Genomic DNA, 25,505 nt, shown 5'->3' on the forward strand with positions numbered 1-25,505 from the left:
CGGTCTATCTCCCGGTGCCCAGGTAGCGCGCGGTGCGCTCTGCGAGCGTGCGATATCGCCGCACCATGTCCTCGTACGACAGGCAGTATTCGCGGGTCGACGGGTAGCCCTTGGTCTTCGGCGCTGGCTCGGTAAATGTTGTGCCGGAGGGGAATTGCTGCTTCGTGAGGTCGACGCTTCGACCGTCGATCACATTGAAATAGTGCGAGAAGGTCTCACCGCCGGGCAGGGTAGCCACCGAGTGGTAGATCTCGCCACCGAGGTAGTCCTGAACCACGCACGCCGTCACCGCGCACTGCCCCTTCGCGCGATTGCTCGCACTCCACACTCGAGATCTGCTCGTATCTGCCGCCCAAGACAGCTCGAGCGCGTCCCGGAGAGCCTCCACGGTAACGGTGCCGCCCACACCCACGAGGATACTGAGGGCCGTGCTTCCTCGAACGAGACGATTCAGCCAGCGATCTCGAAGGCTATGACGCTCCTGAGGTCCTGGCGGCCTTGTCGAGGATCGCAAGTACCGACGATGACGAACTCGTCCTGGCATCGGCGGGTGAGTCGTTGGCCGGATTGGCTGGACACTTAGCTCTTGGCGGGCGTGCGAGAGGTCGAGAAGACCCCAGTCCCTTGATCTTCGGCTGCGCCGAGTCGATGCCTTCGAACCGCCCGGTTGCGCCGTAATCTCCTGCGTTCGGCGGCGAGGCCGATTTGGTCAGTGCGGGATGCAGCCGATAGTGCATTGCGGTTTCCGTATATCTCCCGGTTTGGGCGGGATCGGACCGGCCATAAGCGTTTCGTATCTCTAACCTTCTCCTATGGTGTCGATTGACCGGCTGGTTGCATTCGCAGCGATGTCGTTTGTGCTGCTTGTGATTCCGGGGCCGAGTGTGTTGTTTCTCGTTGGTCGGGCGTTGGCGCACGGGCGACGGGTGGCGTTGGCGACTGTGGCGGGTAGCGCGATCGGCGCGTATGCCCTGGTGACGGCGGTGGCCTTTGGTGTGGGGGTCGTCGTGGAACGGTCTGCATTCGTGTTCACGGTGCTCAAGCTGGCCGGTGCGGGGTATCTGATCTATCTGGGGGTCCGGGCGTTGTGGCAGGGCCGGTCGCTGCGGGAGACCGTTGCGGTGGAGGGGGTCTCGCGGTCGGTGGCGCGTTCGTTGTGGGAGGGCTTTGTTGTCGAGGTGAGCAATCCGAAGACGATCGTGTTCTTCGTGGCGGTGCTGCCGCAGTTCGTCGACCGTGACCGAGGGTTTGCGGCCGGTCAGATGCTGGTTCTCGGTGTGGTTTTCACTGTTCTTGGTGTCTTTACCGACAGTGTGTGGGGATTGGCTGCCTCGAGGGCGCGGGTGTGGTTCGGTCGCTCGCCGCGTCGGTTGTCGGTCGTGGGCGGTGTCGGCGGACTCACGATGATCGGTCTCGGTGTTACCGTCGCCGCGACCGGCCGCACAGACTGAGGCTCTCGCGGCTGATCACGTTGTGCGGGCGGGTTGGGGATGTCTCACGCGAGCACTCGTGGGGCACGGGGGGCGGGTGGGGCGGTTAGCATGTGTCGGGATTGGGTCTCGAGGGGGGCGGATGCGGCAGATTTTGGTGGCGGCGATGGTGGCGTTGGCGGTGTCGATTTCGGTGACGCCGTTGCTTATTCGGGTGTTCACTCGCCGACGGGTGGGGCAGCCGATTCGGGAGGATGGGCCGCGGAGTCATTTGGCCAAGCGGGGGACGCCGACCATGGGTGGGTTGGCGATTTTGTTGGGGATGTGGTGTGGGTATTTGGCCGCGCATGTGATCGGGCATCGGGGCGGTGAGACCGGGCCGACGGCTTCGGGGCTGCTGGTGTTGGGGTTGGCGACCGCGTTGGGTGCGGTGGGGTTTCTCGACGACTACATCAAACTGTCCAAGCAGCGCAGTCTGGGGTTGACCGCGTCGGGCAAGTGGGTCGGACAGCTGTGTGCCGCGGTCGTATTCGGGGTGTTGGCGTTGCAGTTCCGCGGCGGGGGCGGGTTGACGCCGGGCAGCAGGCAGATTTCGATCGTGCGCGACATCTCCACGGTGTCACTGGGGTTGATCGGATTCCTGGCCGCGGCGTGCATTCTGGTGGCGGCGTGGTCGAACGCGGTCAATATCACCGACGGTCTCGATGGTTTGGCGGCGGGCTCGATGGGGTTGACGCTGGGCGCGTATGTGTTGATCACGTTCTGGCAGTACAGCCATTCGTGCGCGCTCAAAGCGGTGCCGGGCTGCTATACGGTGCGTGATCCCCTGGATTTGTCGATCGTGTGCGCGGCCGGGGCGACGGCGTGTGTGGGATTCCTGTGGTGGAACGCGGCTCCGGCGAAAATCATCATGGGTGACACCGGCGCGCTGGGGTTGGGTGGGCTGCTGGCCGGATTGTCGATCACCAGCCGCACCGAGTTGTTGATGGTGGCCGTGGGCGCGTTGTTCGTGGCCGAGATCCTCTCGGTGCTGGTGCAGATCGTCATGTTCCGCACCACACGCACCCGGTTGTTCAAGATGGCTCCGTTCCATCACCATTTCGAACTGACCGGCTGGCCCGAAACCACCGTCACCATTCGATTCTGGCTGCTGGCCGCGATCGCCTCGGCCACCGGCCTGATCGCCTTCTACGGCGAGCACCTGTCCACCACCGGCTCACAGCTGCCCTGAAACACCGTGTGGCCCACCCGGAAACGCCTTCCGGATGGGCCACACGAATTCCTCGAGTGCGCGCTCAGTGCACGACCACGGCCGCGTCGGTCGCGTCCGCGGGCACGGCGGGTTTGCTGCGCGGCAGGAAGAACGCCGGAATCAGCGTGGCCACCAGGATGCACAGCGACACCACGAAGGTGTGGGCGAACGCCCGCGCCGCCAGATCGAAACCCTCGCTGAGCAGCGACTGCGGCAGATGCGCGAGCTGCTCGCTGTGGCGCGAGCCGATGGCCGCGTTGGCCAGCGACGGATCCGCGACCCCCGGCGGCAGCGCAACCCCGCGCGAGCCGAGGGTGTCGCCCCGGTTGAGCAGGGTGGTCAGCACCACCGAAATGGTGGCCGTGCCAATGGATCCGGCGGTCTGGTTGACGATGTTCATCAGCGTCGAACCGCGCGCCACCTGCGCGTGGGTGAGGGTTTGGATGGCCGCGGTCATGGTCGGCATCATGGTGCAGCCCATGCCCAGACCCATCACGAACAGCACCGCGCACAGCATCGGATACGGGGTGCTGGCACTGACCTGGGTCAGGAAGGCCATGCCAATGGACATGACGGCGATACCGGTGAGCACGATCTTGCCCGGACCGATCTTGTCGACCAGTCGGCCCGCGATCGGCATGGTCAGCATCGCGCCCAGGCCCTGCGGGGCGATGAGCAGACCGGCCATGAGCGTGGACTCCCCGCGCACCTGCTGCAGATAGGTCGGCAACAGCAGACCGGATCCGAAGAACGCCATGGCGAAACACGTCATGGTCAGCACCGCGAAGCGCAACGACTTGTTCTGGAACAGATGCAGATCGATGAGCGGATGCTCGGTGCGCAACGCGTGGAACACGAACGCCACCAACAGGATCAGCCCGATCACCGCCGGGATGAGCACCTTGGCCGAGGCCACCGTGCCCTCACCGGGAATCGAGGACACACCGTAGAGGAACGCGGCCAGGCCCGGCGAGGCCAGCAGCATGCCGACGAAGTCGAAGGTCTGCGACGGTTCGGGGTTGTCGCGCGGGAAGACGATGAACGCCAGCGCCAGCGCGATGATGCCGATGGGCAGGTTGATCAGGAAGATCCAGTGCCAGGAGAACGAGTCGATGAGCCAGCCGCCGAGGATGGGGCCCATGATCGGGCCCAGCAGCATGGGCACGCCCAGCACCGCCATGACACGGCCGATGCGCTGCGGTCCCGCGGCGTGGGTCATGATCGTCATGCCCAGCGGCATGAGCATGCCGCCACCGAGGCCCTGGATGACGCGGAAGGCGATGAGCGACTGAATGTTCCAGGCCGTTGAGCACAGCACCGAGCCGATGACGAAGAACACCAGCGCCATCATGTAGAGGCGTTTGGTGCCGAACCGGTCGGCGGCCCAGCCGGTCAGCGGGATGACCGTGGCCAGGGCGAGGGTGTAGCCGGTCATCGACCACGCCGCGATGGCGGTGGTGGTGTGGAATTTGTCCTGGAAGGTGGGGATGGCGACGGTCACGACGGTCACGTCGAGGATCGACATGATCGCGCCGAGCACCACGACACCGGCGATTTTCAGTACGCCGATGTCCAGCTTGTCGTCGGCGGAAGCGGCCGCCGCGGTATCCGGAGGAGTGGTCACCGCTTCAGCCTGCCAGCCGGTCGGTGACGAAACCAGCACATTTTCGCATCGGCGTGAGACAGCGACGCCGCAGCGTTGCGCGCGACCTATTCATCGGGCATCCCCCACGCGCCGCCCTCGGTGTGCAATTCCTCCGCACCCGCGTCGGCCGCGGCTTCGGCGCGCAGATCGAATTCGGAAGGATCTCCCGGATTCGGTTCGCGCACATCGCTTCTGCCCTTGGAATCGGTGGGATCCACCGGGATACGCTCGCCGTCCATGCGTTGGTCCTCTCAATAGGATTGGATTACCGCCTCGAGGCCGCCACCGATCATACCGAGCGCTAGCAATCTCTCAGCAATGTATCGGCGGCGCAGGCCGATCCGCCTCGCCCGCGTACGCTGGGCTTTCTCAGCGATCGATGCGAGGAGTTCACCTGCGATGACCGACCCGGTGGTGGGCTTGACCGGTACGCTGACCTCGCCGATCCGGGGCAAGGGATCTCTCGGGGAGGTGCGCATCGCCATCCGAGGGGGAACCGAGCTCTATATCGCGCGCGCCGAGGAGCCGTTGGCGGCCGGTGTCACCGTGCTCGTGGTGGCCGCCCATCCGGGGCGCGTGGTCGATGTTGTTGCGTGGATTCCCCTTCCGGGCGATCGATAGATCGACAAGGTCCTTTTCCACCCACAGAGGGAGACAGCGATGTTGGGTTACCACGTACCGGATCCGGACGAGGCGATGCTGGTCAGCGGTGGCCGCCACGGCGTCAAGGACGGCGGCGCGCCGTTCAAGGTGATCATCGGGCACGGCACCTGGGTGATGCCGTTCTTCCGCAAGGTGCGGTATCTGTCGCTGGCCATGTTCGAGGCCGAGATCGGTGAGCGCTGCGTGACCAAGCAGGCCATCCAGCTCGATGTGCGGGCGGTGATCGCGTTCAAGGTCGCCAATGACACCCAGTCGATCGTCAATGCCGCCCAACGGTTCCTGTCCGAGCAGGAACGCGAGATGAGCGTGCTGACCGGGCGCATCTTCTCCGGTCATCTGCGCTCGATCGTGGGCTCGATGACGGTGGAGGAGATCATTCGCGAACGCCAGAAGCTCGCCGACGAGGTGCTGGTGGCCTCCAAGGTGGAGATGAGCAATATCGGGCTGTGGGTGGACTCGTTCCAGATCCAGCACATCGACGACGGCAACCTCGGCTACATCGCCGCCCTGGCCGCCCCGCACAATGCCGCGGTGCAGCGCGACGCTCAGATCGCCCAGGCCGCCGCCGCGCAGCTCGCGGCCCAGGCCGAGCAGGAGTCCCAGCGCAAGCAGGCCGAATACCAGCGTGAGACCGCGATTCTGCGCGCGCAGTACCAGCGCGATATCGACAAGGCCAATGCCGAAGCCGCGCAGGCCGGTCCGCTTGCCCAGGCCAACGCCTTGCAGGAGGTGCTCACCGCCCAGGCCGAGCAGGCGCGCAAGCAGGCCGAGCTGCGCGAGCAGCAGTTGCAGGCCGAGGTCGTCAAACCGGCTCTGGCAGAGGCGGAACGGGTGCGCATTCTGGCCGAGGCCGAGGCCGACCGCACCCGCATCCAGGCCGAGGCGGCGGCGTCGAACAATCGGATCGCGTTGGACCAGTTGCTGATCGAGCAGTTGCCCGAGATCGTCAAGCAGGCCTCGGTGGGGCTGTCGAAGGCCAATCTGACCGTGCTCAACGGCCCCGACGGGGTCTCCGAGATCGTCAACGGGATGGTGGGCCAAGGCCTGACCGTCTTCAATTCGTTGCAAAAGGCACTTTCTTCCAACAATGATCAGCCCGCGGACTAGAGTGACCGCGAGAGGGACGCGGCGACGAGGAGCGGGTGTTTAGGTGTCCATCGGGAAATTGGTGTCGTTCGACAGCTCTCGGGGTTTCGGGTTCATTCGTCCAGAAGACGGGGGGCCGGACGTGTTCGTGCACGTCAACGACATCGGGCTGGACGAGGACGAACTGCGCCAGGGGCGGGTTTTCGAATTCGATGTGACCGAGGGCGATCGCGGACCCAAGGCGATCAACCTGGCGGTGGTGCCGGGGCAGAACGCCGCGTCCACCGCCCGGCACAAGAACAAGGATCATCGCGGGAGCGGGCAGCTCACGGCCTCGGAGCATCGACGGCTGATCACGGAGTTGTTGCTGGACGCGTCGCCGCAGTTGACGGCCGGGGAGATCATCACGATCCGGGATCGGCTCACCGCCTTCGCGGATCAGCACGGGTGGCTCGAAAACTGACCGGTTCGCATTACGATCGGGTGCGGTGCCACCGCGAACCGAGGAGGTCGTGTGCAACTGCCCGTCATGCCACCGGTGAAACCGATGCTGGCCAAATCGGTCTCCGAACTGCCCCGCGAACCCGGACTGCTGTATGAGCCGAAGTGGGATGGGTTCCGCTGCATCGTGTTTCGCGACGGCGACGAGATCGAGCTGGGTTCGCGCAACGACCGGCCCCTGACCCGGTACTTCCCCGAACTGGTGGAACTACTGGGTCAGGCGCTGCCGCCCAAGTGCGTGGTGGACGGGGAGATCGTGGTCGTCACCGAGAACGGCCTGGACTTCGACACCCTGCAGCAGCGCCTGCATCCGGCCGCCTCGCGGGTCAACAAGCTGGCGGTGGAGACACCGGCCAGCTTCGTCGGCTTCGACCTGCTCGCGCTCGGCGACGAGGATTTGACCGAGCGGCCCTTCGCCGAACGGCGGGCGCTGCTGGAAACCGTGCTCGACGGCCAGTTCTCGCGCACCCACCTGACCCCGATCACCGCCGACGCCGACACCGCCGCCGACTGGTTCACCCGCTTCGAGGGTGCGGGATTCGACGGGGTGATGGCCAAGGCCGCGGATCTGCCGTATCTGCAGGACAAACGGGTGATGCTCAAGATCAAGCACGAGCGCACCGCCGACTGCGTGATCGCCGGATTCCGCTGGCACAAGGACGGGCAAGGCGTCGGGTCGCTGCTGTTGGGGCTGTTCGACGACGAGGGCAATCTGCATCATGTGGGGGTGGCGTCGAGTTTCACCGCGGCCCGGCGCAAGGAGCTCGTCGACGAGCTGGCCCCGTTGCGGGAGAACGCCCTCGAGAATCATCCGTGGCGCTCGTGGGCCGATGCGGCCGCGCAAGCCAAGGCCGAGGGGAAGATGCCCGGCGGGGTGAGCCGCTGGACCGGCGGCAAGGATCTGTCGTGGGAGGCGCTGCGCCCGGAGTTGGTGGCCGAGGTCCGCTACGAGCACGTCATGGCCGGGCGACTGCGCCACGGCGGGCGGCTGGTGCGTTTCCGCTCCGACCGCACCCCCGAATCGTGCACCTACGCCCAGCTCGACGAGGTGGCCCCGGCGGAGCTGGCCGATATCTTCGCCGAGGCCAGAGCGGGGAAAGGGTCGGCGCGGTGAGCGATTCGCTGCAGCTCGAGGTGGCCGGGCACAGTGTCACCATCTCCAATCCGGGCAAGGTCTACTTCAGCAGACGCGGGGAAACCAAGCTCGATCTGGTGAATTACTATCTGGCGGTGGCGGATCCGATCATGCGGACCATCGGCGGGCGGCCGGTGTTGTTGGAGCGCTACCCGGATGGGGCCTCGGGCAAATCCTGGTTTCAGAAGCGAGTCCCGAAGTCGGTGCCGGACTGGCTGCAGACCACGGTGGTCTCCACCCCCAACGGCACCGAAAGCGACGCGCTGGTCGCGGTCGATATGGCGCACCTGTTGTGGGCGGTCAACCTGGGCTGCTTGGGATTTCACGTGTGGCCCACCCATGCGGGCGCGGAGGCGGCCAGCACGTTTCCGCCGGTGCTCGACGCGGCCGGGAACGTGCTTCCGCCCACCGGGGTCACCGACGAGTTGCGCATCGATCTGGATCCCTCCCCCGGCATCGGTTTCGAGGATCTGCGTCGCGCGGCGTTCGCGGTGCGGGAGTTGTGCACCGAGTTGGGCATCGACGTGCGGGTGAAGACCTCGGGTTCGCGGGGCCTGCATTTGTATGCGCTGCTGCAACCGAAGTGGGACGGCTATCAGGTGCGGGCCGCCGCGGTCGCGCTGGCGCGCGAGCTCGAGCGCCGCCACCCGAGCGAGATCACCGCCGCCTGGTGGAAGGAAGAGCGCGGGTCGCGGGTGTTCGTGGATTTCAACCAGAATGCCCCGCACAAAACGGTTTTCGGGGCGTGGTGTGTGCGCCCGAAGGTGGGTGCGCAGGTCTCGACCCCGGTGTCGTGGGAGGCGTTGGCGTCGATCGTGCCCGATGAGCTGACCATCGCCACGGTGCCCGCGCGGGTCGCGGAGTTGGGTGACCCGTGGGCGGATCGGGTGCCGCAGTCGATCGCGCCGCTGTTGGAGATGTCGGACAAGGACATGGCCGCGGGGTTGATGGACGCGCCCTGGCCGCCGGTGTATCCGAAGATGCCCAATGAGCCGCCGCGGGTGCAGCCGTCCAAGGCCCGCAAGGACAGCGCCGACTAGTGCCTCGGGTGTCGGTGCGGGTGGGTAGCGTCTTCGGGTGTGGACACTGGGGAACGCATCCAAGAGCTCGCCGACCGGATCGTGACACTGCGCGAGGCCTACTATCAGGGCTCGCCGCTGGTCGCCGACGCCGAGTATGACGCGATCGAGGACGAACTGCGGGCGTTGATCGACGCGCATCCGGAGTTGACGCCGGACCCGAATCCGCTCGATCAGGTCGGTGCGCCGGGCGTGCTGCACGCGCCGATACGGCATTCGCGTCCCATGCTCTCCCTCGAGAAGGCCACCAAACCCGAACAGGTCGAGGCGTTCTTCGCGCGGTTCCCGGGCCAGTCGGTGGTGGTGATGCCCAAACTCGACGGGCTGTCGCTGGCGTTGGTGTACGAGGACGGGCGGCTGGCGCGGGCGATCACCCGAGGGGACGGCACCACCGGTGACGACGTCACGATGCTGGTGCGCGCGCTGGTCGACGGGGTGCCCGAGCGCATCGACGCGCCGGGGCGGGTGGAGGTGCGCGGGGAGGCGGTGATGCTGCGCTCGACCTTCGCCGCCTACAACCTCGCCCACCCGGACAAGCCGTTGATCAATCCGCGCAATGCCGCGGCGGGCACGCTGCGCGCCAAGGATCCGGCCACCGTCGCCGAGCGGCGGCTGCAGTTCTTCGGCTTCGACCTGGACTCCTCCCCCGAGCACGCCACCCACGATCTGGAAGAGGCGTTGGCGGGGTTGGGATTCGCGGGCGCGGCCATGCGCCACTGCGCCGATGCGGCCGAGGCTCAGGCGGCGATCACCGCGATCGAGGCGGGCCGCAATGATCTGGACTACGACCTCGACGGCGCGGTGTTGCGGCTGGCCGATCGAGAAGCCTACGCGGCGGCGGGAACTCGCTCCAATTCTCCGCGCGGGGCGCTGGCGTTCAAGTTCGCCGCCGAGGAGAAGACCACGCTGCTCGCCGATGTGGTGTGGGATGTCGGCAAGACCGGCAAGATCGTGCCGGTGGCCTGGCTCGAGCCGGTGTTCGTGGGCGGCACCACCGTCACCCGCGCCACCCTGGCCAATCAGGAGGTGATCCGCGCCCGCGACATCAAGATCGGCGACACGGTGTTGGTGCGCCGCGCCGGGGATGTGATCCCCTTCGTGGCCGGGGTTTTGGATGCTTCGCGGCGCACCGGAGCCGAACGCGAGATCGTTCCGCCGACGGTGTGTCCCTCGTGCGGGCAGCCGGTGACCGAACAGGGCAACAGTCGAGAACTGTTCTGCACCAATGTGTCGTGTCCGGCGCAGACGGTGCGTCGGCTCATTCACTGGGCCTCGCGTGCGGCGGCCGATATCGATGCCATCGGCGGGGTGTGGATCGAACGGTTGGCCGAGGCGGGCATTCTGGAAAATCCTTCGGATTTCTACGGTTTGACCAAGGAGCGCCTGCTCGAGTTCGACCGCATCGGTGAGGTGTCGGCGCAGCGCATGATCGACTCGATCGACGCCAGCCGCGCGGTCGGGCTGCGGCGCGCCTTGATCGGGTTGGCGATCCCCATGGCCTCCGACGGCACCGCCGCGCGCCTGGCGCGGGCCGGGTTCACCAGTCTCGAGGAGGTCGCCGACGCGGGCGAGGAACGTTTGGTGGCCGTCGACGACATCGGACCGAAGGTCGCCGCGTCGCTGGCCGCACATCTGACCCGGCTGCGCCCCGAACTCGAACGCCTGCGCAAGGCGGGGGTGAATCTGGATGTGCGAGAAGAAGATCTGCCTCCGGTCGTGGCGGCGGGAGCGCCCCTGGAAGGCAAGACGGTCGTCATCACCGGCGCGATCAGCGATCCGCGCTCCGGGGAGAAGGTCGCCCGTCCCACCTTCCAGCGGCTGTGCGAACGCGCCGGTGCCACGGCGGCGTCGTCGGTGTCGGCCAATACCGACATGCTCATCACCGGCGCGGGCGTCGGTGATGCCAAGCTCGCCAAGGCCGAGAAGCTCGGTGTGCAGGTCGTCGACCAGTCCGAGATCTGGCCGCTGCTCATCGAGGCCAACCTCGTCTGATCCCCGGATCGGCTGCCCCGCCGTGGCTTCGACCGTGCGGCAGTGAGTTGGCCGGTGGCCGTGGGTGTTTGCTCAGGCTGCCCCGGCGGCGGGTTGGGCGAACTCGGCGGCGGGGTGGCGGGCGGCGCGCAGGATCAGGTGTAGCAGCGGAACGACGAAGATTTGGTCGATCGCGCTCCAACCCAGGGACATGCGGTTGTGGACGAAACCGACGGAGAGACCAGAGTCCGGGTCGGTCCACCCGGTGGATCCGAACGCGCCCATATGGCCGTAACCGCGCGGGGCGCGCGGCAGGGGCAGGCTGTGGAAGCCCAAGTGCCACATGGGGATCAGGAGGGTGTGGTCGAGTTGGCGGGTGCGGATGCGTTCGAGTTCGCGTACGGTGTTCGCCGACAGGAAGCGGCGGCCGTCGACGAAACCGTCGCAGGCCAGAGCGCTGTACATCAGCGCCAGGGCACGCGCGGTGCACACGGCATTGCCCGCGGGCAGCGAGGTGGCCAGGATCGCGGGATGCTCGCCACGGAAGACCGATTCCAACCCGGGCACATACAGCGCGGCCAGCGGGTCGCGCAGCAGGTGTGGCAGGCGCGGGACGAGGGTGGCGACCGGGGTCGGAATAGTGCGTTCGGCAAGGGTTTTCAGCGATCCGACCAGGTCAGCGGCGTGGGTGGGTGATCCCGCGGGCGGGGTGCCCAGGTGGATGCCGTCGATGCCGAGAGGTTCGGCGATTTCGGTGCGATAGAGCCGGGCCATGTCGTGGCCGGTGATGGCACGGGCCAGCCCGGTCATGAGCCAACCGATGGTCAAGGCGTGGTAGATCGGGATGCCCAGCAGGTGATCGGGTTTCGCGGCGGCCAGGCGTTCTTCCATGAGTTCGTGATCGAGGACTTCGGCGGGGGTGGTGGCGGGCAGGGCCGACAGACCCGCGCGGTGGCTGAGCAGTTCGGTGACGGTGATGCGGGACTTGCCGTTCGCGCCGAATGCGGGCCAGTATTCGGCGACCGGTGCGGAGTAGTCGAGCAGGCCGCGGTCGGCCAGGCGCGCCAGCACGGTGGCCGAGACACCTTTGGACGCCGAGTAGATCATCGCGCCGGTCTCGGCGGTCCAGGGCGTGCCGTGGGCGTCGGCGCTGCCCGCCCAGATGTCGACGACGGGTTCGCCGTGCTGGTAGACCGCCAAGGCCGCACCGTTGGTGGTGCGGTGGGCGAAGAATCGGGCGAATGTGGTGACCGCGGAAGCGAATCGGGGGTCGGCGGTGCCGTGTACCCCGGTGGGCAGTCCGGCTGCGGCGGCGGAGTGCGAGGTCGTCATCGACCAACGGTAGCCGCGCCTGCACACCCACCACAAGATGTGTCTGAGACAATTCTGGTGGGTGATGTTTGGTCTGTTTGTCGGTGCCCTCTGTCACAGTGAGGGGTATGGATGCGGTGAGCTTCGCCGATGCGGCGGCCTTCGATGCCTGGTTGGCCGTCAATCACGCACGCCCGGAAGGGGTGTGGATCCGCATGGCGAAGAAAGGGTCGGGGATTGCCTCGCTCACCGAGGACGAAGCCGTCGACGTCGGATTGTGCTGGGGCTGGATCTCCGGGCAGCGCAAGGGCTTCGACGCCGATCACTACCTGCAGAAGTATGTGCCGCGCCGCCCGCGCAGCGCCTGGTCGCAGGTCAATGTGGACAAGGTCGCGCGCCTGAGCGCTGAGGGCCGTATGCGCGCACCGGGATTGGCCGAGGTCGCCGCCGCCCAGGCCGACGGGCGTTGGGCCGCGGCCTATCCCCCGCAATCCTCGTTCACCGTGCCCCCGGATCTGGCGGCCGCACTCGGCGCGAAACCCGGTGCGCGGGTGGCGTTCGAGGCGTTGGACCGGACTCGCCAGTACGCGATCGTGCTCGAGCTGTATCGGGCGGGAAGCCCGAAAACCCGGGCTTCCCGCCTACGCAAGGCCCTCGACGGCCTCGAAACCCGCGGCGAAGACGCTCAGTTGAGTCGTTCGGCCAGCAGCGGTGCCAAGGTGCGCAGCGCCGAGAGATAGTCCTCGCCGAGGATCTGGGGTGCGACGTGGTTCGCGCCCGCGCGCACATGCTCGGCCAGCCGGTCGGCGATCTGTTCGGCGCTGCCGTGGGCGACCACGGCGTCGACGAAGTGGTCACTGCCGGGTTGGGTCAGGTCGGTCTCGTCGAAGCCGAAGCGGCGCAGGTTGTTCACGTAGTTGATCAGGCCCAGATAGAACCCGGCCTTCTCCCGTCCGGCCGCTCGGGCGCGGTCGGCGTCCTCGTCGAGTGCCACCTTGTGTTCGACGGCCAGCAGCGGGTCCGGGCCGAGGATGCCACGCACTTCGGCGGTGTGCTCGGGCACCGTCAGGTACGGCAGTGCACCGGCGCTGCGGTCGCGCGCCAGTTTCGTCACCCGCGGGCCCAGCGCGGCCAGCGCGCGCCCGTGCTGGGGCACACCGTGCGCGTCGAGGACGTCGAGGTAATTGGTCAGTGCGTCATAGGGTTTGGTGTAGACGTCGGTGTGTTCGCGGTGCCCGACCCCGATGCCGAGCAGGAACCGGCCGGGGAACTTGTCCTCGAGCCACAGCCAGGTGTCGGCGGCCGTCTCCGGCTTGGATCCCCAGACGTTGACGATGCTGGTGGCCACGGTGATCGACTCGCTGCCCGCGAGCAACTGCTCGTAGCCTTCCCAGTCCGCCGGTGGCGAACCGCCCAGCCACACCGCGCCGTATCCGAGTTCTTCGAGTTCACGCACCGCTTCGGGGGTGAACTGCGTGTAGAACTGCCATGCACCGAACTTTCCCAGGTGGTCGAATGCCATACCGGCCACCAACAGTTCACGATCGCGAGTCATTCCCCGGCGGCGGTGTCGAATTCGGCGCGGGCGGCCAGCACATCGTCCATGTGACCCTCGGCCCACTGCTGTAGTTGGGACAGTACCGGCAGCAGGGTCTGTCCGAGCGGGGTGAGCGAATAGTCCACGCGCACCGGCACTTGCGCGGTCATGGCGCGGGTGACCAGGCCGTCGCGTTCGAGGATGCGCAGGGTTTGGGTGAGCATCTTGTTGCTGACCGCGGCGACGATCGTGCGGATCTCGCCGTAGCGCAGCGGACCCGGACCGAGCGCGGCCAGGATCAAACACACCCATTTGTCGCTGATGGTGTCGAGCATCTGATGGGTGGGGCAGGCCGCGAGGAAGGCGTTGTATTCGTGTTTGGCCTGTTCGCGGCGTTGTGCGGCGGTGGTGGTCGTCACGGTCTCTACAGCGATGGCGGGCGGGCCGGGCATTCCCGTTCGCGGGCATCGATTTCGGCCCGCGGGCGCGCGCGGGAGTGACCAGGGCACTTTCGGGTGCCTACTGGTCGGGGCCATTGCCCGGTTCTACGGTGAAATCACCCACCGGTGGACCTTCCTTCTCTCCCCTTTCACAGGAGCATTTGTCATGCGTGCTGTTGGTTTCTCCCGTTTCGGCGGGCCGGAGGTCCTCGAGGTGTTCGAGGTGACTGTGCCCGAGCCCGAAGCCGATGAGGTGTTGGTGAAAATCGTTGCCGCGCCGGTCAATCCGGTCGATATCGGGGCTCGGGCCGGGGCGTTCGCGGCGCTGCTGCCGCAGCGTGAGCACTATGTGCCCGGGGTGGAGTTCGCGGGCTATATCGAAGAGGTCGGCAAGCACACTTCGCGTCGTGAGATCGGGCAGCCGGTGATCGGGCTGCTGCCCTGGCTCGAGACCTTCGAGGGCTCCTATGCCGAATATGTGCGGGTCCCGGCCGATCTGGTGGCCGCGGCCCCGAGCGGCGTGGATCTGACCGCGGCGGCGACGTTGCCGCTCAATGGCATCACCGCGGATCTGGCCGTCTCCCAGGCCGGGGCCGCGCCCGGGCGCACGGTGCTCATCACCGGGGCCGCCGGCGGTGTGGGCGGGTATGCGGTGCAGCTGGCGACCGCGCGGGGCGCGCGGGTGATCGCGGTGGCCGGACCCGGCGACGACGAGCTGATCCGATCGCTGGGTGCGAGCGAATTCCTCACGCGCGGAGACGATCTGACGCAGCGTCTGGGCGCGGGCCGGGTCGATGCGGTCATCGATGCGGCGTTGATCGGGGCGGCGCTGCTGCCGGTCGTGCGCGAGGGTGGCGCGTTCGTGGCGCTGTTGCCGCCGGTCGCGCCGCCACCGCAGCGCGGGATCACGGTGACCACCGTGCAGCAGGCTCCCGATGGTGCGCGGCTGGCCGAACTGGTCGACCTGGTCGAGGCGGGCACGTTGAGCCTGCGGGTGGCCGAGACCTACCCGTTGGAGAAGGCCGCCGACGCGCACGCTCGCTTCGAGCGCGGTGGTCTGCGCGGCCGACTCGTGCTGATCCCCTAGGTTCGGCTACGACCTGTGGTCGTGGGCGAATTCGTAGGTGTGAAACACCAAGCCCGCACTCAACTGTCGGGTGTCGACCAGATGCAGCGGCGTGCGCTCGCTGCTCTGGTCGAACAGGCGCAGCCCGGTCCCGACCGCGATCGGGAACACGACCAGGCGCAGTTCATCGGCCAGATTCTCTGCGATCAGGGTGCGTGCGAGCTGGTAGCTGCCGTAGACGAGGATTTCCCCGTCGATTCTGCGCTTCAGCTCCGAGATCTCTTTGGCCGCATCACCGTTGAGGACGGTGGTGTTGTGCCAGCGCGGCTGTTGGAGAGTCGAGGACACGACGTATTTGGGCAGGCTGTTCATGCGTTCGGCCCAGTCGTGGCTGACGCGGGCTCCGAATTGCGGGGTGCGGGATTCGAACCACTCGCTGCTGCGTCGGCCCAGCAGCAGTGCCTCGGCGGCGAGTGCTTCCTGGGTTTCGCGGGCGGCCCAGGCCGCGAGGTCGGCGGGTGTGGCGGCTTGGTGGAACCAGCCGCCGTGCTCGAATCCTTCCGCGCCGTCGGGGTCTTGGACCACGCCATCGACGGTGGTGTTCGAGGTGATGACGATCTTTCCCATTTTTCGTGCTCCTTCGACGAGGTTGTCGGTCAGCACCGAGATAGACGTCGCGGCATCGGGAAAGGGGGCGCGCCCCCTTCGCGCCCGAGTCGACGTCCATACAGGATGGAATGGGACACGAGGAACGGGGTGGCGGGAGTGACAGTGGCGCGCACGGACCTGATCTCGCGGGCGCGAGACGGTGACGGCGAGGCGTTTCGGGCCTTGACCGAGCCGCATCGACGCGAGTTGCAGGTGCACTGTTATCGGATGCTCGGGTCGTTTCAGGATGCCGAGGACGCGCTGCAGGACACGATGGTGGCCGCGTGGCGGGGCCTGGACGGATTCGACGGGCGTGCCTCGGTGCGCACCTGGCTGTATCGCATCGCCACCAATCGGTGTCTGGATGTGTTGCGGGCCGCGCGCCGCCGACCCGCCAAGGCGTGGGATGTCGCGGGTGTCGACCTGCCCGAACCCAGCGGGCTCGGGGAAATCCCATGGCTCGAGCCCTATCCCGACGCGCTGTTGGACGGGGCGATCAGTGTGCCGTTGGGGCCGGAGGCGCGCTATGAGCAAACCGAATCGATTTCCCTGGCCTTCGTGACCGCCCTGCAGATCCTGCCGCCGCGCCAGCTCGCCGTGCTGATCCTGCGTGACGTGCTCGGCTTTCACGCCAACGAAGTGGCCGAAATGCTCGACACGACGGTCGAATCGGTGAAGAGCGCGCTCAAACGGGCGCGGGCGGGCATGGCTCAGCGGCTACCGATGCGCGCTGAGCGCGACCAGCCGGGTGACTCGACGGCCGAAGAGGCGATCGTGGCGAAGTTCGTCAGCGCCTACGAATCCGCCGATATCGACGCACTGGTGGCCTTGTTCACCGATGACGTGTTCATGTCGATGCCACCGATCCCCCTGGAATACCGGGGCCGCGACGCCGTGGCCCGGTTCTTCACCATGGTTTTCGACTCGGCACGCCGATTCGAGCTGATACCGACCCGCGCGAATGGCCAACCGGCCTTCGGGATCTACCGCTACCCCAGCCTCGGCAGCCACGGATCGGGCCTGTTCGTCCTGGCCGTCACCAGTGAGGGGATAGCCGCCATGACGCGCTTCGACAGCACGGTTCTGCCCGCATTCGGTCTGCCGCAATCGCTTCCGCAGGCCGAGTAATCACTCTCAGGCCGCCTCGGTGCGCCCTTGGCTGCGGAATCGTCCCGGTGCCACCCCGAATTCGCGTTTGAACGCCTTGGCGAACGCGTATTCGGAGGTGTACCCGGCCTTTTCGGCGACCACCCGCAGCAGCACGTCGGTGTCGCGCAGCAGCCGCGCCGCGCACGTCATGCGCCACCAGGTCAGGTAGGTCAGCGGCCCGGTACCCAGGGTGGCGGTGAACCGCTGCGCGAACACCGACCGCGACAGTCCAGCCCGCGCGGCCAGCGACCCCACCGTCCACGGTGCGCCCGGTTCGGCGTGCATGGCCGCTAGCGCGGCATGAATGGCCGGATCCCGCAGCGCGGCAACCCATCCAGAGTCGGCCGGATGCGCCTCGTGCCAGGCGCGCAACATGAACAGCAACAACACCTCCAGCAGCGGCGCGATCGCCCCGGACCCGTCCCGGGTGTCGACCTCGTGGCCCAGCAGATCGATCGCGGCACGCAGCGGCGAATACTGTCCGACGCGAGCGGGCAGATGGATCACATCGGGCAGCTCGGCCACCGCGGGATGCTCGCGGGCGGAGTCCAAAGAGTATGCGCCGCACAGCAACACCGTCTCGGCCCCGATCTCGCCGGTCGCGTGTGCGCCGCCCGGGCTGTCGGCGATGGCGTGTCCGCGACTGCGCGGCAGGAACGTCACATCACCGACCTGCAGGTGCACTGGTTCGCCCGCATCGGGCAGCAGCCAGCACGAACCCTGCAGCACCACATGGAAACCGGCACTGTTGCCCGCCGCGGGGAAGTGCGTGCGCCAGGGCGCGCGGGCGACGGTGCGATTGGAGTGCGGGACACCGGTGCGCATGGCCGCGACCGCGTCGCTGAGAACATCCACCACCTCACCGTACCCTCGCCGCCCACCGGCCCGGACGATCGGACATCGGGACCGGAGTATCGAGCATGGATCGTCCTGGGAGCCGCTCATAGCGTGAGACACGGGCCGATTCCCGGCCGACTACCTACCCAGTGGAGTTGTCTCCCATGCGTATTGCCGTTCACGGCGCGAGCGGTTTCACCGGCTCCCTCATCGTCACCGAACTCGTGCGTCGCGGCCTGACTCCGGTGCTCGTCGGCCGCGACGCCGACCGCCTGCACCGGGTCGCCGAGCGGGCGGGCCGCCCCGACGCCGAGGTGCGGGTGGCCGCCCTCGACGATATCGACGCCCTCGCAACCGCTTTCGCCGACACCGACGTGGTCATCAATGCCGCCGGACCGTTCACCCTGTGGGGCGAGCCGGTCGTGCGCGCCGCCATCACCGCCGGTCGCCCCTACCTCGACACCACCGGTGAGCCCGCCTATCTGCACAAGATCCTGTCCACCTACGACGAACCGGCGAAAAGGGCTGGTGTCGCGGTGGTTCCGGCCGTCACCGATGACGGCGTGCCCGGGGATCTGATCGCCGCGCTCACCGCCGCCCACCTGCACGCCCCGATCCAGGAGGTGGTGATCGCCGACCTGCGCCGCCCGGGCGCGGCCTCGCGCGGCACCGGTCGTTCGATGGCCGCCATCATGGTCCTCGACCAGGTCGAATACCGCGACCGCGCATGGCAATCGGTGCGGTTGCCGGACACCACACTCACCGAGCCCGGCGAACCCGACCCGGTGCCGGTGAGCGCCCTGGCCCTGCCGGGGGTGTACACGATCCCCCGCCACGTGGAAACCCCGCACGTGCGCGGGGTGATCCGCGGTGAGGCCGCGGCCCTGTTCGCCTCGCTGACCGCCGAAGTGGCCGAAACCCTGCCGGAAATCCCGGATTCCGACGTACTGGCGGCATCGAAGTGGTTGATGCTGGCCGAGGCCACCGCCGTCGACGGTCGCCGCGCCCGCGGCTGGGTCACCGGTTTCGACCCCTACGGCTCGACCGCGGTCATCGCCGTAGAGGCCGCCCGCCGCCTCGCCACCGACGGCGCCCCCGCCGGAACCTTGGCCCCGGCACAGGCTTTCGACCCGGCCAGCTTCCTCGACCACCTCGCCACCACCGGCGTGAAATGGCAGGTCGAGGAGCTCCCCGCACGAAACTAGTGGCCCGCGTCGACCTTCGGGAAGGTGTCGGTCACCAGCGTCAGCAGAGCGTCGGCGAGCAGGTGGTGCACCTGCTCGCGGGTCAGGCTGCCGCGCACGATCCATTCGCGCCCGGCGGCCTTGACCAGTCCGCCGTAGCAGCGCACCAGCGCCCGCAATTCGCCCGAGTGCAGCGAATCCGACAGCCCCATCATGGTGACCATGCGGTCGGCGGCGGCGTAATCGGCCTCGTCGAGGATGCGCTGCACTTCCGGATCGTCGCCCACACCCTCGTGCCCGGTGACCTTGACCCAGGTCGACCCGTGTTCGGAGATGGTGTCCAGCAGCCAGGACACGCTGGCGTCCACCCGATCCCGGGTCGATCCGTCGGGCACGACCATCTTCTCCGGCCGCGGCAGGGTCACCATGCGGCGTACCACCGCCAGATACAGGTCGCGCTTGTTGCCGAAGTAGTGGTTGATCAACCCGCGCGCCACCCCGGCCCGCTGGGCGAGCTCGGCGGTCGACACCGCCGCGTAGGGGCGTTCGCCGAACATGTCGATCGCGCAGGACAGGATCTGCGCGCGACGTTCGTCGGGTTCGAGCCGACGCCGACGCGACGGGGCGTCCGCGGTGTCCTCGGACACGCTCGGCTCGATGGTGGTCTCGATATCAGAGTGAGCGGGCAATGAGATCCTTCATCACCTCGTTGGCTCCCGCGAGGATTCGCAGGACCCGAGCGCCGGTGTACAGCTGGGAGATCGGGTATTCGGTCATGTATCCATAGCCGCCGAAGAACTGCAGGCAGCGATCCACCACATTACCGAGCTGATCGGTCAACCAGTATTTCGACATGGCCGCGGTGGGGATATCGAGCTCCCCGCGCAGGTGTTTGGTGATGCAGTCGTCGAGGAACACCCGCCCGACCTTGGCGACGGTCGCGCACTCGGCCAGCTCGAAGCGCGTGTTCTGCATGGCGAACAGCGGTTTGCCGAACGCTTCGCGGCCCTTGGTGTAGTCGATGGTCAACTGCACGGCCTTCTCGGTCATGGCGACCGCCAGAATCGCGGTCACCAGGCGTTCCTGGGCCAGCATCTGCATCATCTGATAGAAGCCCTGGCCCTCGACCCCGCCCAACAGGTTGGCCGCGGGCACCCGCAGTCCGTCGAAGAACAGCTCCGCGGTGTCCTGGGCCTTGCCGCCGATCTTGGACAGGATGCGGCCGCGCTTGAACCCGGGCACGTCGTCGCCGACCTCGGCGAAGATCAGCGACACACCGGCCGCGCCCTGGGTGGGGTCGGTCTTGGCGGCGATGATGATGCCGTCGCACAGCCAGCCGTTGGAGATGAAGATCTTCGAGCCGGTGATGACGTACTCGTCGCCCTCGCGCACCGCGCGGGTCTTGATGTTTTGCAGATCCGATCCGGTGCCCGGCTCGGTCATGCCGATCGAGAGCACCATCTCACCCGAGGCCGCCTTGGGCAGCACCCGCTGCTTGAGCTCCTCGGAGCCGAAGTGGTGAATGTAGGGCGCGATGATCGAGGAGTGCACCGACATGCCCAGTGAGCCGTCCCCGGCGTGGGTCTGGGCCTCGATAATGGCCGCCTCGTGGGCGAAAGTGCCGCCGCCACCGCCGTATTCGGTGGGGATGGCCGCGCACAGCAGGCCCAGTTCCCCGGCGCGGTTGTAGAGCTTGCGGTCCGGGTGGCCCTGGGCGATGAACTTCTCGGTGTGCGGGATCACCTCCTTCTCGAAGAAGGTGGTGGCCAGTCCTCGTACCGCCTCGACCTCGTCGTCGCTCCATGCGGGGCGTGCCATGGTGTGTTCCTTCGCTTGCCTTCGGGGTGCGCCGCAGCGCCTCGCCCCTCAGCGTGCACGGCTATTGGCGAAGTGTCAACAATGCGTCAATGGTCGGTCGACCGGGACCGACCCACCTCGGCGAACGCCGTGAAGATCGGCGTGTCCGCATCCGCCTCGATGCCCTGACGCCGCAGGAACCCATCGATCAGACCCCACACCAACTCCGTGGCCTGCCCCACGAACTCCGCGGTCTGCTCCGCCGACGGGGTATCGGAATCCGCGAGCCACAGATCGGTCATCGACACCACCGACCCGATCAACGCCCGCGACAGATAATCCAACCCCGCCGTCTCCAGGGGCACCGCCTCGGCCACCGACCGCGCCAACTTCTCCAACCGCCGCGCCGCCTCCCGACCCAGATCCAGTTGCAGCACACCGGCACCCGACTGCTGCACCACCGGCGCCTGCCCCAGATACCGGAACACATTAGGATGCTCCAGAATCCCGGCCGCGTACTCGGAGAAGATGCGCCGCAACGCCGTTCGCGGCGGCTGCAACAGCAACGTCATATCCGCGCCCGCCGCCGCGAACGCCTGCCGAGACATCCGCGCCGCGATCTCGGTGAACAGATCCCCCTTGTCCGCGAACTGCCGATACAACCGCGGCTTGGTGATCCGCGCCTCCCGCGCGATGTCCTCCATGCTCGGACGCGGACCCGCACGATCGATCACCCGAATCGCCGCGTCCACGATGTCCTCGCGGGTCACCGCCGCCGCACCGGCACTGCTCCGAACCACCTGCGCAGCATACACGTACCTTCGGTACGGCAGGTAGGTTGCTGTATTCCGGGCTTGATTTCCGACATAACGTACTGCCAGTATCGATGACTGTACCGGCAGTACGCACAACCGGAAAGACGACGATGTCCCACGCAGCAGACCAACTCCGCGACACCCTGCGCGCACCCCTACCCGAGGCCTTCGACCAGCTCACCGACACCGACCTGGCCGACCTCGACCGCCTCCTGCGCGAAGCCCTCACCCGCCGCGGCCACCACCTCGACGCCGCCATCACCAACTCCCTCGACATCGTCCCGCGCCTCATGCGCCCCGCCATCAAGAAAGCACTCGGACTATGAGCGACCACCTCACCGCCGTCGCCGAAACCACCAAACTCGCACGCGTCCTGGGCATTACCGACCCCACCGAGTTGGACTTCCTCGTCGACCTGCCACCCGCCGCCATTCGCGCATACCGCGAACGCGTCACCGACCGACTCTTCGACCGAGACACCAAGCGACTCAAGGGAATCGCGGCCGCCAGCAAAATCGTGCCCGTCGCCCTCAGCGCCAAAATGGCCGAACGCGCCTTCGGACCGGTTCTGTGCGCCGCCGTCGCCAGCGCCGTCGAACCCCAACGCGCCGTCGAGATCGCCAAGAACCTCTCCCCCGCCTTCCTGGCCGAATGCGCCGTCCAACTCGACCCGCGCCGCACCGCCGACATCATCGCCGCCGTCCCACCCACCATGGTCACCGACGTTGCGCGCGAACTGCTTTCCCGCGGCGACCACATCACCATGGGCCGCTTCGTCCACGTCGTCCCCGAACCCGCCCTGCGCGCGGCCGCACCCGTCATGAGCGACCCCGACCTGCTGCGCATCGGCTTCCTACTCGAGGACAAATCCGCCATCGACAACGTCCTGCACATCGTCGCCGACCGCGTCGCCGGAATCATCCGCTCCGCCTACGACCAGAACATGTGGGCCGAAGGCATCGACCTGCTCGACTCCATCGCACCCCACAACCGCGCCTGGATCGGCGACATCACCGCCGGACTCGGCGGCGACGTCCTCGACGCCCTCATCACCGCCGTCGCCGAACTCGACGCCTGGGCCACCCTGCTGCCCATCACCAGCGCCATGAGCGAACACAACCTGCGCCTGTTCGCCGAACGACCCGTCGTCCACGACGAAACCATCCTCGCCGCCATCATGGACGCCGCCCTCGACGGCGGCCAATGGGTCAACCTGCTACCCCTCGCCTCCCACCTGCCCACCGAACAACTCGCCTTCATCGCCACCCGCGTCGCCGACCAGACCGACGAACGGCTGCGCGAACTCATCGACCAGGCCCACACCGCCGGACTCTGGTCCGCCCTGATCCCCCTCGCCCAGGCCCTGGAACCCCAGGCCCGCGCCCGCGTCGCCGAGCGCGCCCGCGAACTCGGACTCGACGACGACGCGGGCGAACTCGAGCTCCTCGCGGCACTTTGAGACAATTGCTCGTCCACCACCCCCGCACGAAGGATCACCCCAGCTTCCGATGGCCGAGCAGACCACCCAGGCAGCACCCACCGACGCACCGGCCATCGACCCCGACGAGCTGGCCATCTGCCTGCGCGTCCTCGAACAGGCCGGACAGCTCGACAAGGAGCACCCGGACTCGGTCACCGTGCAACGCGCCGTCGGCCACATGTTCAAGAAGTTCAAGCGCAACAAGCGCATTGCCGCCCGCGACGCCGTCGCCACCGCCGACAAGCAGGTGGTGGCGGCCACCGCCACCGGCTCACCCAACCGGATCGACGACGAAACCGCCGGAATCCTGATCAGCTCGCCCACCACCGGGGCCAGCGCCGGAACCCTGCTCAAACCGCGCCCCTGCTACATATGCAAACAGCGCTATACCCGCGTCGACGCCTTCTACCACCAGCTCTGCCCCGACTGCGCCGCCAAGAGCCACGCCAAACGCGACGCCGCCACCGACCTCACCGGCCGCCGCGCCCTACTCACCGGCGGCCGCGCCAAGATCGGCATGTACATCGCCCTACGCCTGCTACGCGACGGGGCACACCTGACCATCACCACCCGCTTCCCCAACGACGCCATCCGCCGCTTCACCGCCCAACCCGACAGCGCCGACTGGCTCCACCGCCTCCGCATCGTCGGTATCGACCTGCGCGACCCGGCCCAGGTCGTCGCCCTCGCCGATGACGTTGCCGCACAAGGCACCCTCGACATCCTCATCAACAACGCCGCCCAAACCGTACGCCGCAGCGCCGGGGCCTACAGCGCCCTCGTCGAGGCCGAGAACGGACCGCTGCCCGCGGGCGAACTACCCGACGTGGTCACCTTCGGCAAGACCATGCAGGCCCACCCGACCGCGCTCACCGCCTCGCTCACCCCGGGCCTCACCGCGGCCGACATCACCGACCTGGCCCTGGTCGCCGGATCGGCCACCCCCGAACGCATTTCGCAGGGCGTCGCCATCGACGCGGGCGGCCTGGTCCCCGACCTCGCCCACACCAACAGCTGGGTGCAGAACGTCGGCGAGGTCGACGCCACCGAACTCCTCGAAGTGCAGCTGTGCAACTCGGTCGCGCCATTCATCCTCATCTCGCGCCTGCGCCCGGCCATGGCCGCCGCACCCGCCCGCCGCAAATACGTCGTGAACGTCTCGGCCATGGAAGGCGTCTTCGCCCGCGGCTACAAGGGCCCCGGCCACCCCCACACCAATATGGCCAAGGCCGCGCTGAACATGTTGACCCGCACCAGCGCCCGCGAAATGTTCGAGACCGACAACATCCTCATGACCGCCGTGGACACCGGCTGGATCACCGACGAACGCCCGCACTACACCAAGATCCGCCTCGCCGAGGAAGGCTTCCACGCGCCCCTCGACCTGGTCGACGGCGCGGCCCGGGTGTACGACCCGATCGTCCGCGGCGAAGCGGGCGAAGACCTCTTCGGCTGCTTCCTCAAGGACTACGAACCCTCCAATTGGTAACCATCCCAACGAGACCGGCCCCCTCCTCTCTGAGCTGCTTTTGAGGTGAGGGGGTCGGGTCGTAATGATGTCTGAAAAAGGTGATTAATGTTTAGATGCGCATATTTCCGTAACGGTATGTTTGTTTCAGCTATCTACCCCGGACCCACTGCTCAGGGCCATAATCGACCCACCCTGCCTCGACGAGAACCCGGCGGAATCTCATGAGTGGACGATCCTTCGCCTCGACGCTGCGTGAGCGGCTCCCCTTCCTGCGCTGGTCGGTGCTCCGATTCGCGCTGGGCGGGCGGACTTTCGTGAAGACGGGGCAGGTGGGCGACGGTCGGGAGCGGGTGGCCCGCGATTTCGTGCTGGCCCTCTCCCCCACCGGCGACCCGGACGCCGTGCTCGCGGCCTTGGACGACTTCGCGCGCAATCACAGCCTGCTGGTCAATGTCGGGGACGAGAAGGGGCTGATTCTCGATGCGGCACTGCGGAAGGCGGCACCCGGGCTGCTGCTCGAGCTCGGCGGCTACTGCGGGTACAGCGCGATCCGCACGGCGCGGTTGTTGGGCGCGGACGCCCGGCTGGTGTCGGTGGAGATGAATCCCGAGAATGCCGAGATCGCCCGCACGCTGCTGGCCCACGCCGGGTTGGCCGATCGGGTCAGCGTGGTCGTCGGGACCATCGGCGATGGCGGGGATACCGTCAAGCGGCTGATCGAGGAGCATGGATTCGGGCCCGGCGCAGTGGATTTCGTGTTCTTGGACCACGACAAGAGCGCGTATCTGCCCGACTTGAAGACCATTCTGGAGGCGGGCTGGCTGCATCCGGGCAGCGTGGTGGTCGCCGATAATGTCGGGATTCCCGGCGCGCCCGACTACCGGCGCTATATGAGGGAGTCCGAGGGCACGAGCTGGCGCACCGTCGAGCACCACACCCACACCGAGTACCAATCGCTGCTGAAGGATCTTGTCCTGGAATCGGAATACCTGGGCTGATCGCTCCTAT

The 25,505-nt window shown here is 67.3% G+C and carries 27 protein-coding genes; 16 read left to right on the forward strand and 11 right to left on the reverse strand.

Annotation, left to right across the window (positions count from 1 at the left end; all coding sequences use genetic code 11):
• Positions 1-4: 4 nt before the first annotated feature.
• Positions 5-406 (reverse strand): YunG family protein, encoded by a 402-nt coding sequence (locus VMT40_RS24135; RefSeq protein WP_326360970.1) that lies wholly within the window; start codon positions 404-406, stop codon positions 5-7.
• Positions 407-812: 406 nt separating this feature from the next.
• Here VMT40_RS24135 and VMT40_RS24140 point away from each other — a divergent pair, with 406 nt between their 5' ends.
• Positions 813-1,451, forward strand: coding sequence for a LysE family translocator (locus VMT40_RS24140; protein WP_326360971.1), 639 nt, complete (start codon positions 813-815; stop codon positions 1,449-1,451).
• Between the two features lie 121 nt (positions 1,452-1,572).
• The gene (mraY, locus tag VMT40_RS24145; RefSeq protein WP_326360973.1) at positions 1,573-2,661 is read left to right on the forward strand and encodes a phospho-N-acetylmuramoyl-pentapeptide-transferase; all 1,089 of its coding nucleotides are present in this window, start codon (positions 1,573-1,575) and stop codon (positions 2,659-2,661) included.
• A 64-nt stretch (positions 2,662-2,725) separates the two neighbouring features.
• Here the strand turns inward: mraY and VMT40_RS24150 are convergent, their stop codons facing one another.
• Together VMT40_RS24150 and VMT40_RS24155 are read right to left on the reverse strand one after the other, a co-directional pair.
• A complete protein-coding gene (locus VMT40_RS24150) occupies positions 2,726-4,306 on the reverse strand; it encodes a DHA2 family efflux MFS transporter permease subunit (RefSeq protein ID WP_326360975.1) in 1,581 nt (526 codons plus the stop codon).
• Positions 4,307-4,392: 86 nt separating this feature from the next.
• On the reverse strand, positions 4,393-4,566 hold the full coding sequence (locus tag VMT40_RS24155; protein WP_326360977.1) for a hypothetical protein: 174 nt from the start codon (positions 4,564-4,566) through the stop codon (positions 4,393-4,395).
• 160 nt (positions 4,567-4,726) lie between these two features.
• On the opposite strand from VMT40_RS24155, the gene VMT40_RS24160 reads away from it, so the two are divergent.
• From VMT40_RS24160 to ligA, 6 genes are read left to right on the forward strand one after another with little or no spacing between them, the layout of a single operon-like run.
• A complete protein-coding gene (locus VMT40_RS24160; protein WP_326311124.1) occupies positions 4,727-4,948 on the forward strand; it encodes a hypothetical protein in 222 nt (73 codons plus the stop codon).
• Between the two features lie 39 nt (positions 4,949-4,987).
• A complete protein-coding gene (locus VMT40_RS24165; RefSeq protein ID WP_326360979.1) occupies positions 4,988-6,097 on the forward strand; it encodes an SPFH domain-containing protein in 1,110 nt (369 codons plus the stop codon).
• Between the two features lie 43 nt (positions 6,098-6,140).
• Complete coding sequence (locus VMT40_RS24170; RefSeq protein WP_326360980.1) at positions 6,141-6,539, forward strand: cold-shock protein; 399 nt, start codon at positions 6,141-6,143, stop codon at positions 6,537-6,539.
• Positions 6,540-6,590: 51 nt separating this feature from the next.
• A complete protein-coding gene (locus tag VMT40_RS24175; protein WP_326360981.1) occupies positions 6,591-7,691 on the forward strand; it encodes an ATP-dependent DNA ligase in 1,101 nt (366 codons plus the stop codon).
• Complete coding sequence (locus tag VMT40_RS24180) at positions 7,688-8,752, forward strand: DNA polymerase domain-containing protein (protein WP_326360982.1); 1,065 nt, start codon at positions 7,688-7,690, stop codon at positions 8,750-8,752. The genes VMT40_RS24175 and VMT40_RS24180 overlap by 4 nt, the downstream gene beginning before the upstream one ends.
• A gap of 39 nt (positions 8,753-8,791) precedes the next feature.
• The gene (ligA, locus tag VMT40_RS24185; RefSeq protein WP_326360984.1) at positions 8,792-10,783 is read left to right on the forward strand and encodes an NAD-dependent DNA ligase LigA; all 1,992 of its coding nucleotides are present in this window, start codon (positions 8,792-8,794) and stop codon (positions 10,781-10,783) included.
• A 72-nt stretch (positions 10,784-10,855) separates the two neighbouring features.
• Here the strand turns inward: ligA and VMT40_RS24190 are convergent, their stop codons facing one another.
• Positions 10,856-12,094, reverse strand: a complete 1,239-nt coding sequence (locus VMT40_RS24190; RefSeq protein ID WP_326360985.1) for a serine hydrolase domain-containing protein — start codon at positions 12,092-12,094, stop codon at positions 10,856-10,858.
• 107 nt (positions 12,095-12,201) lie between these two features.
• Between VMT40_RS24190 and VMT40_RS24195 the strand changes: the two genes are divergently transcribed.
• Positions 12,202-12,813, forward strand: a complete 612-nt coding sequence (locus tag VMT40_RS24195; protein WP_326360986.1) for a YdeI/OmpD-associated family protein — start codon at positions 12,202-12,204, stop codon at positions 12,811-12,813.
• On the opposite strand, the gene VMT40_RS24200 is transcribed toward VMT40_RS24195, so the two are convergent.
• Positions 12,759-13,595, reverse strand: a complete 837-nt coding sequence (locus VMT40_RS24200) for an LLM class F420-dependent oxidoreductase (protein WP_326360987.1) — start codon at positions 13,593-13,595, stop codon at positions 12,759-12,761. The genes VMT40_RS24195 and VMT40_RS24200 overlap by 55 nt on opposite strands.
• A 29-nt stretch (positions 13,596-13,624) precedes the next feature.
• Positions 13,625-14,029 (reverse strand): winged helix-turn-helix transcriptional regulator, encoded by a 405-nt coding sequence (locus tag VMT40_RS24205; RefSeq protein ID WP_326360988.1) that lies wholly within the window; start codon positions 14,027-14,029, stop codon positions 13,625-13,627.
• 187 nt (positions 14,030-14,216) lie between these two features.
• On the opposite strand from VMT40_RS24205, the gene VMT40_RS24210 reads away from it, so the two are divergent.
• A complete protein-coding gene (locus VMT40_RS24210; RefSeq protein WP_326360989.1) occupies positions 14,217-15,137 on the forward strand; it encodes an NADP-dependent oxidoreductase in 921 nt (306 codons plus the stop codon).
• A 6-nt stretch (positions 15,138-15,143) separates the two neighbouring features.
• On the opposite strand, the gene VMT40_RS24215 is transcribed toward VMT40_RS24210, so the two are convergent.
• The gene (locus VMT40_RS24215; RefSeq protein WP_326360990.1) at positions 15,144-15,743 is read right to left on the reverse strand and encodes a dihydrofolate reductase family protein; all 600 of its coding nucleotides are present in this window, start codon (positions 15,741-15,743) and stop codon (positions 15,144-15,146) included.
• Between the two features lie 144 nt (positions 15,744-15,887).
• Here VMT40_RS24215 and VMT40_RS24220 point away from each other — a divergent pair, with 144 nt between their 5' ends.
• Positions 15,888-16,892, forward strand: a complete 1,005-nt coding sequence (locus VMT40_RS24220) for a sigma-70 family RNA polymerase sigma factor (protein ID WP_326360991.1) — start codon at positions 15,888-15,890, stop codon at positions 16,890-16,892.
• A 6-nt stretch (positions 16,893-16,898) separates the two neighbouring features.
• On the opposite strand, the gene VMT40_RS24225 is transcribed toward VMT40_RS24220, so the two are convergent.
• Complete coding sequence (locus tag VMT40_RS24225) at positions 16,899-17,768, reverse strand: AraC family transcriptional regulator (protein WP_326360993.1); 870 nt, start codon at positions 17,766-17,768, stop codon at positions 16,899-16,901.
• Between the two features lie 146 nt (positions 17,769-17,914).
• Here VMT40_RS24225 and VMT40_RS24230 point away from each other — a divergent pair, with 146 nt between their 5' ends.
• A complete protein-coding gene (locus tag VMT40_RS24230; protein WP_326360994.1) occupies positions 17,915-18,955 on the forward strand; it encodes a saccharopine dehydrogenase family protein in 1,041 nt (346 codons plus the stop codon).
• On the opposite strand, the gene VMT40_RS24235 is transcribed toward VMT40_RS24230, so the two are convergent.
• The 3 genes from VMT40_RS24235 to VMT40_RS24245 all read right to left on the reverse strand — a co-directional run bounded on the left by VMT40_RS24235 (position 18,952) and on the right by VMT40_RS24245 (position 21,531).
• The gene (locus VMT40_RS24235; RefSeq protein ID WP_442790040.1) at positions 18,952-19,623 is read right to left on the reverse strand and encodes a TetR/AcrR family transcriptional regulator; all 672 of its coding nucleotides are present in this window, start codon (positions 19,621-19,623) and stop codon (positions 18,952-18,954) included. The genes VMT40_RS24230 and VMT40_RS24235 overlap by 4 nt on opposite strands.
• Entirely contained in the window at positions 19,607-20,752 is a 1,146-nt protein-coding gene (locus VMT40_RS24240; protein WP_326360996.1) for an acyl-CoA dehydrogenase family protein, read from the reverse strand. The genes VMT40_RS24235 and VMT40_RS24240 overlap by 17 nt, the downstream gene beginning before the upstream one ends.
• An 86-nt stretch (positions 20,753-20,838) precedes the next feature.
• On the reverse strand, positions 20,839-21,531 hold the full coding sequence (locus VMT40_RS24245) for a TetR/AcrR family transcriptional regulator (protein WP_326360997.1): 693 nt from the start codon (positions 21,529-21,531) through the stop codon (positions 20,839-20,841).
• A gap of 125 nt (positions 21,532-21,656) precedes the next feature.
• On the opposite strand from VMT40_RS24245, the gene VMT40_RS24250 reads away from it, so the two are divergent.
• From VMT40_RS24250 to VMT40_RS24265, 4 genes are all read left to right on the forward strand, one after another.
• Positions 21,657-21,872: a hypothetical protein gene (locus VMT40_RS24250; RefSeq protein WP_326360999.1), complete on the forward strand. Its 216-nt coding sequence runs from the start codon at positions 21,657-21,659 to the stop codon at positions 21,870-21,872.
• Entirely contained in the window at positions 21,869-23,005 is a 1,137-nt protein-coding gene (locus VMT40_RS24255) for a hypothetical protein (RefSeq protein WP_326361000.1), read from the forward strand. The genes VMT40_RS24250 and VMT40_RS24255 overlap by 4 nt, the downstream gene beginning before the upstream one ends.
• A 49-nt stretch (positions 23,006-23,054) precedes the next feature.
• Positions 23,055-24,515 (forward strand): SDR family NAD(P)-dependent oxidoreductase, encoded by a 1,461-nt coding sequence (locus VMT40_RS24260; protein ID WP_326361002.1) that lies wholly within the window; start codon positions 23,055-23,057, stop codon positions 24,513-24,515.
• A 203-nt stretch (positions 24,516-24,718) separates the two neighbouring features.
• Entirely contained in the window at positions 24,719-25,495 is a 777-nt protein-coding gene (locus tag VMT40_RS24265) for an O-methyltransferase (RefSeq protein ID WP_326361003.1), read from the forward strand.
• Positions 25,496-25,505: the final 10 nt, after the last annotated feature.

It is taken from the genome of Nocardia sp. CDC160 (assembly GCF_035818795.1).
In the GTDB taxonomy this organism is placed as follows: domain Bacteria; phylum Actinomycetota; class Actinomycetes; order Mycobacteriales; family Mycobacteriaceae; genus Nocardia.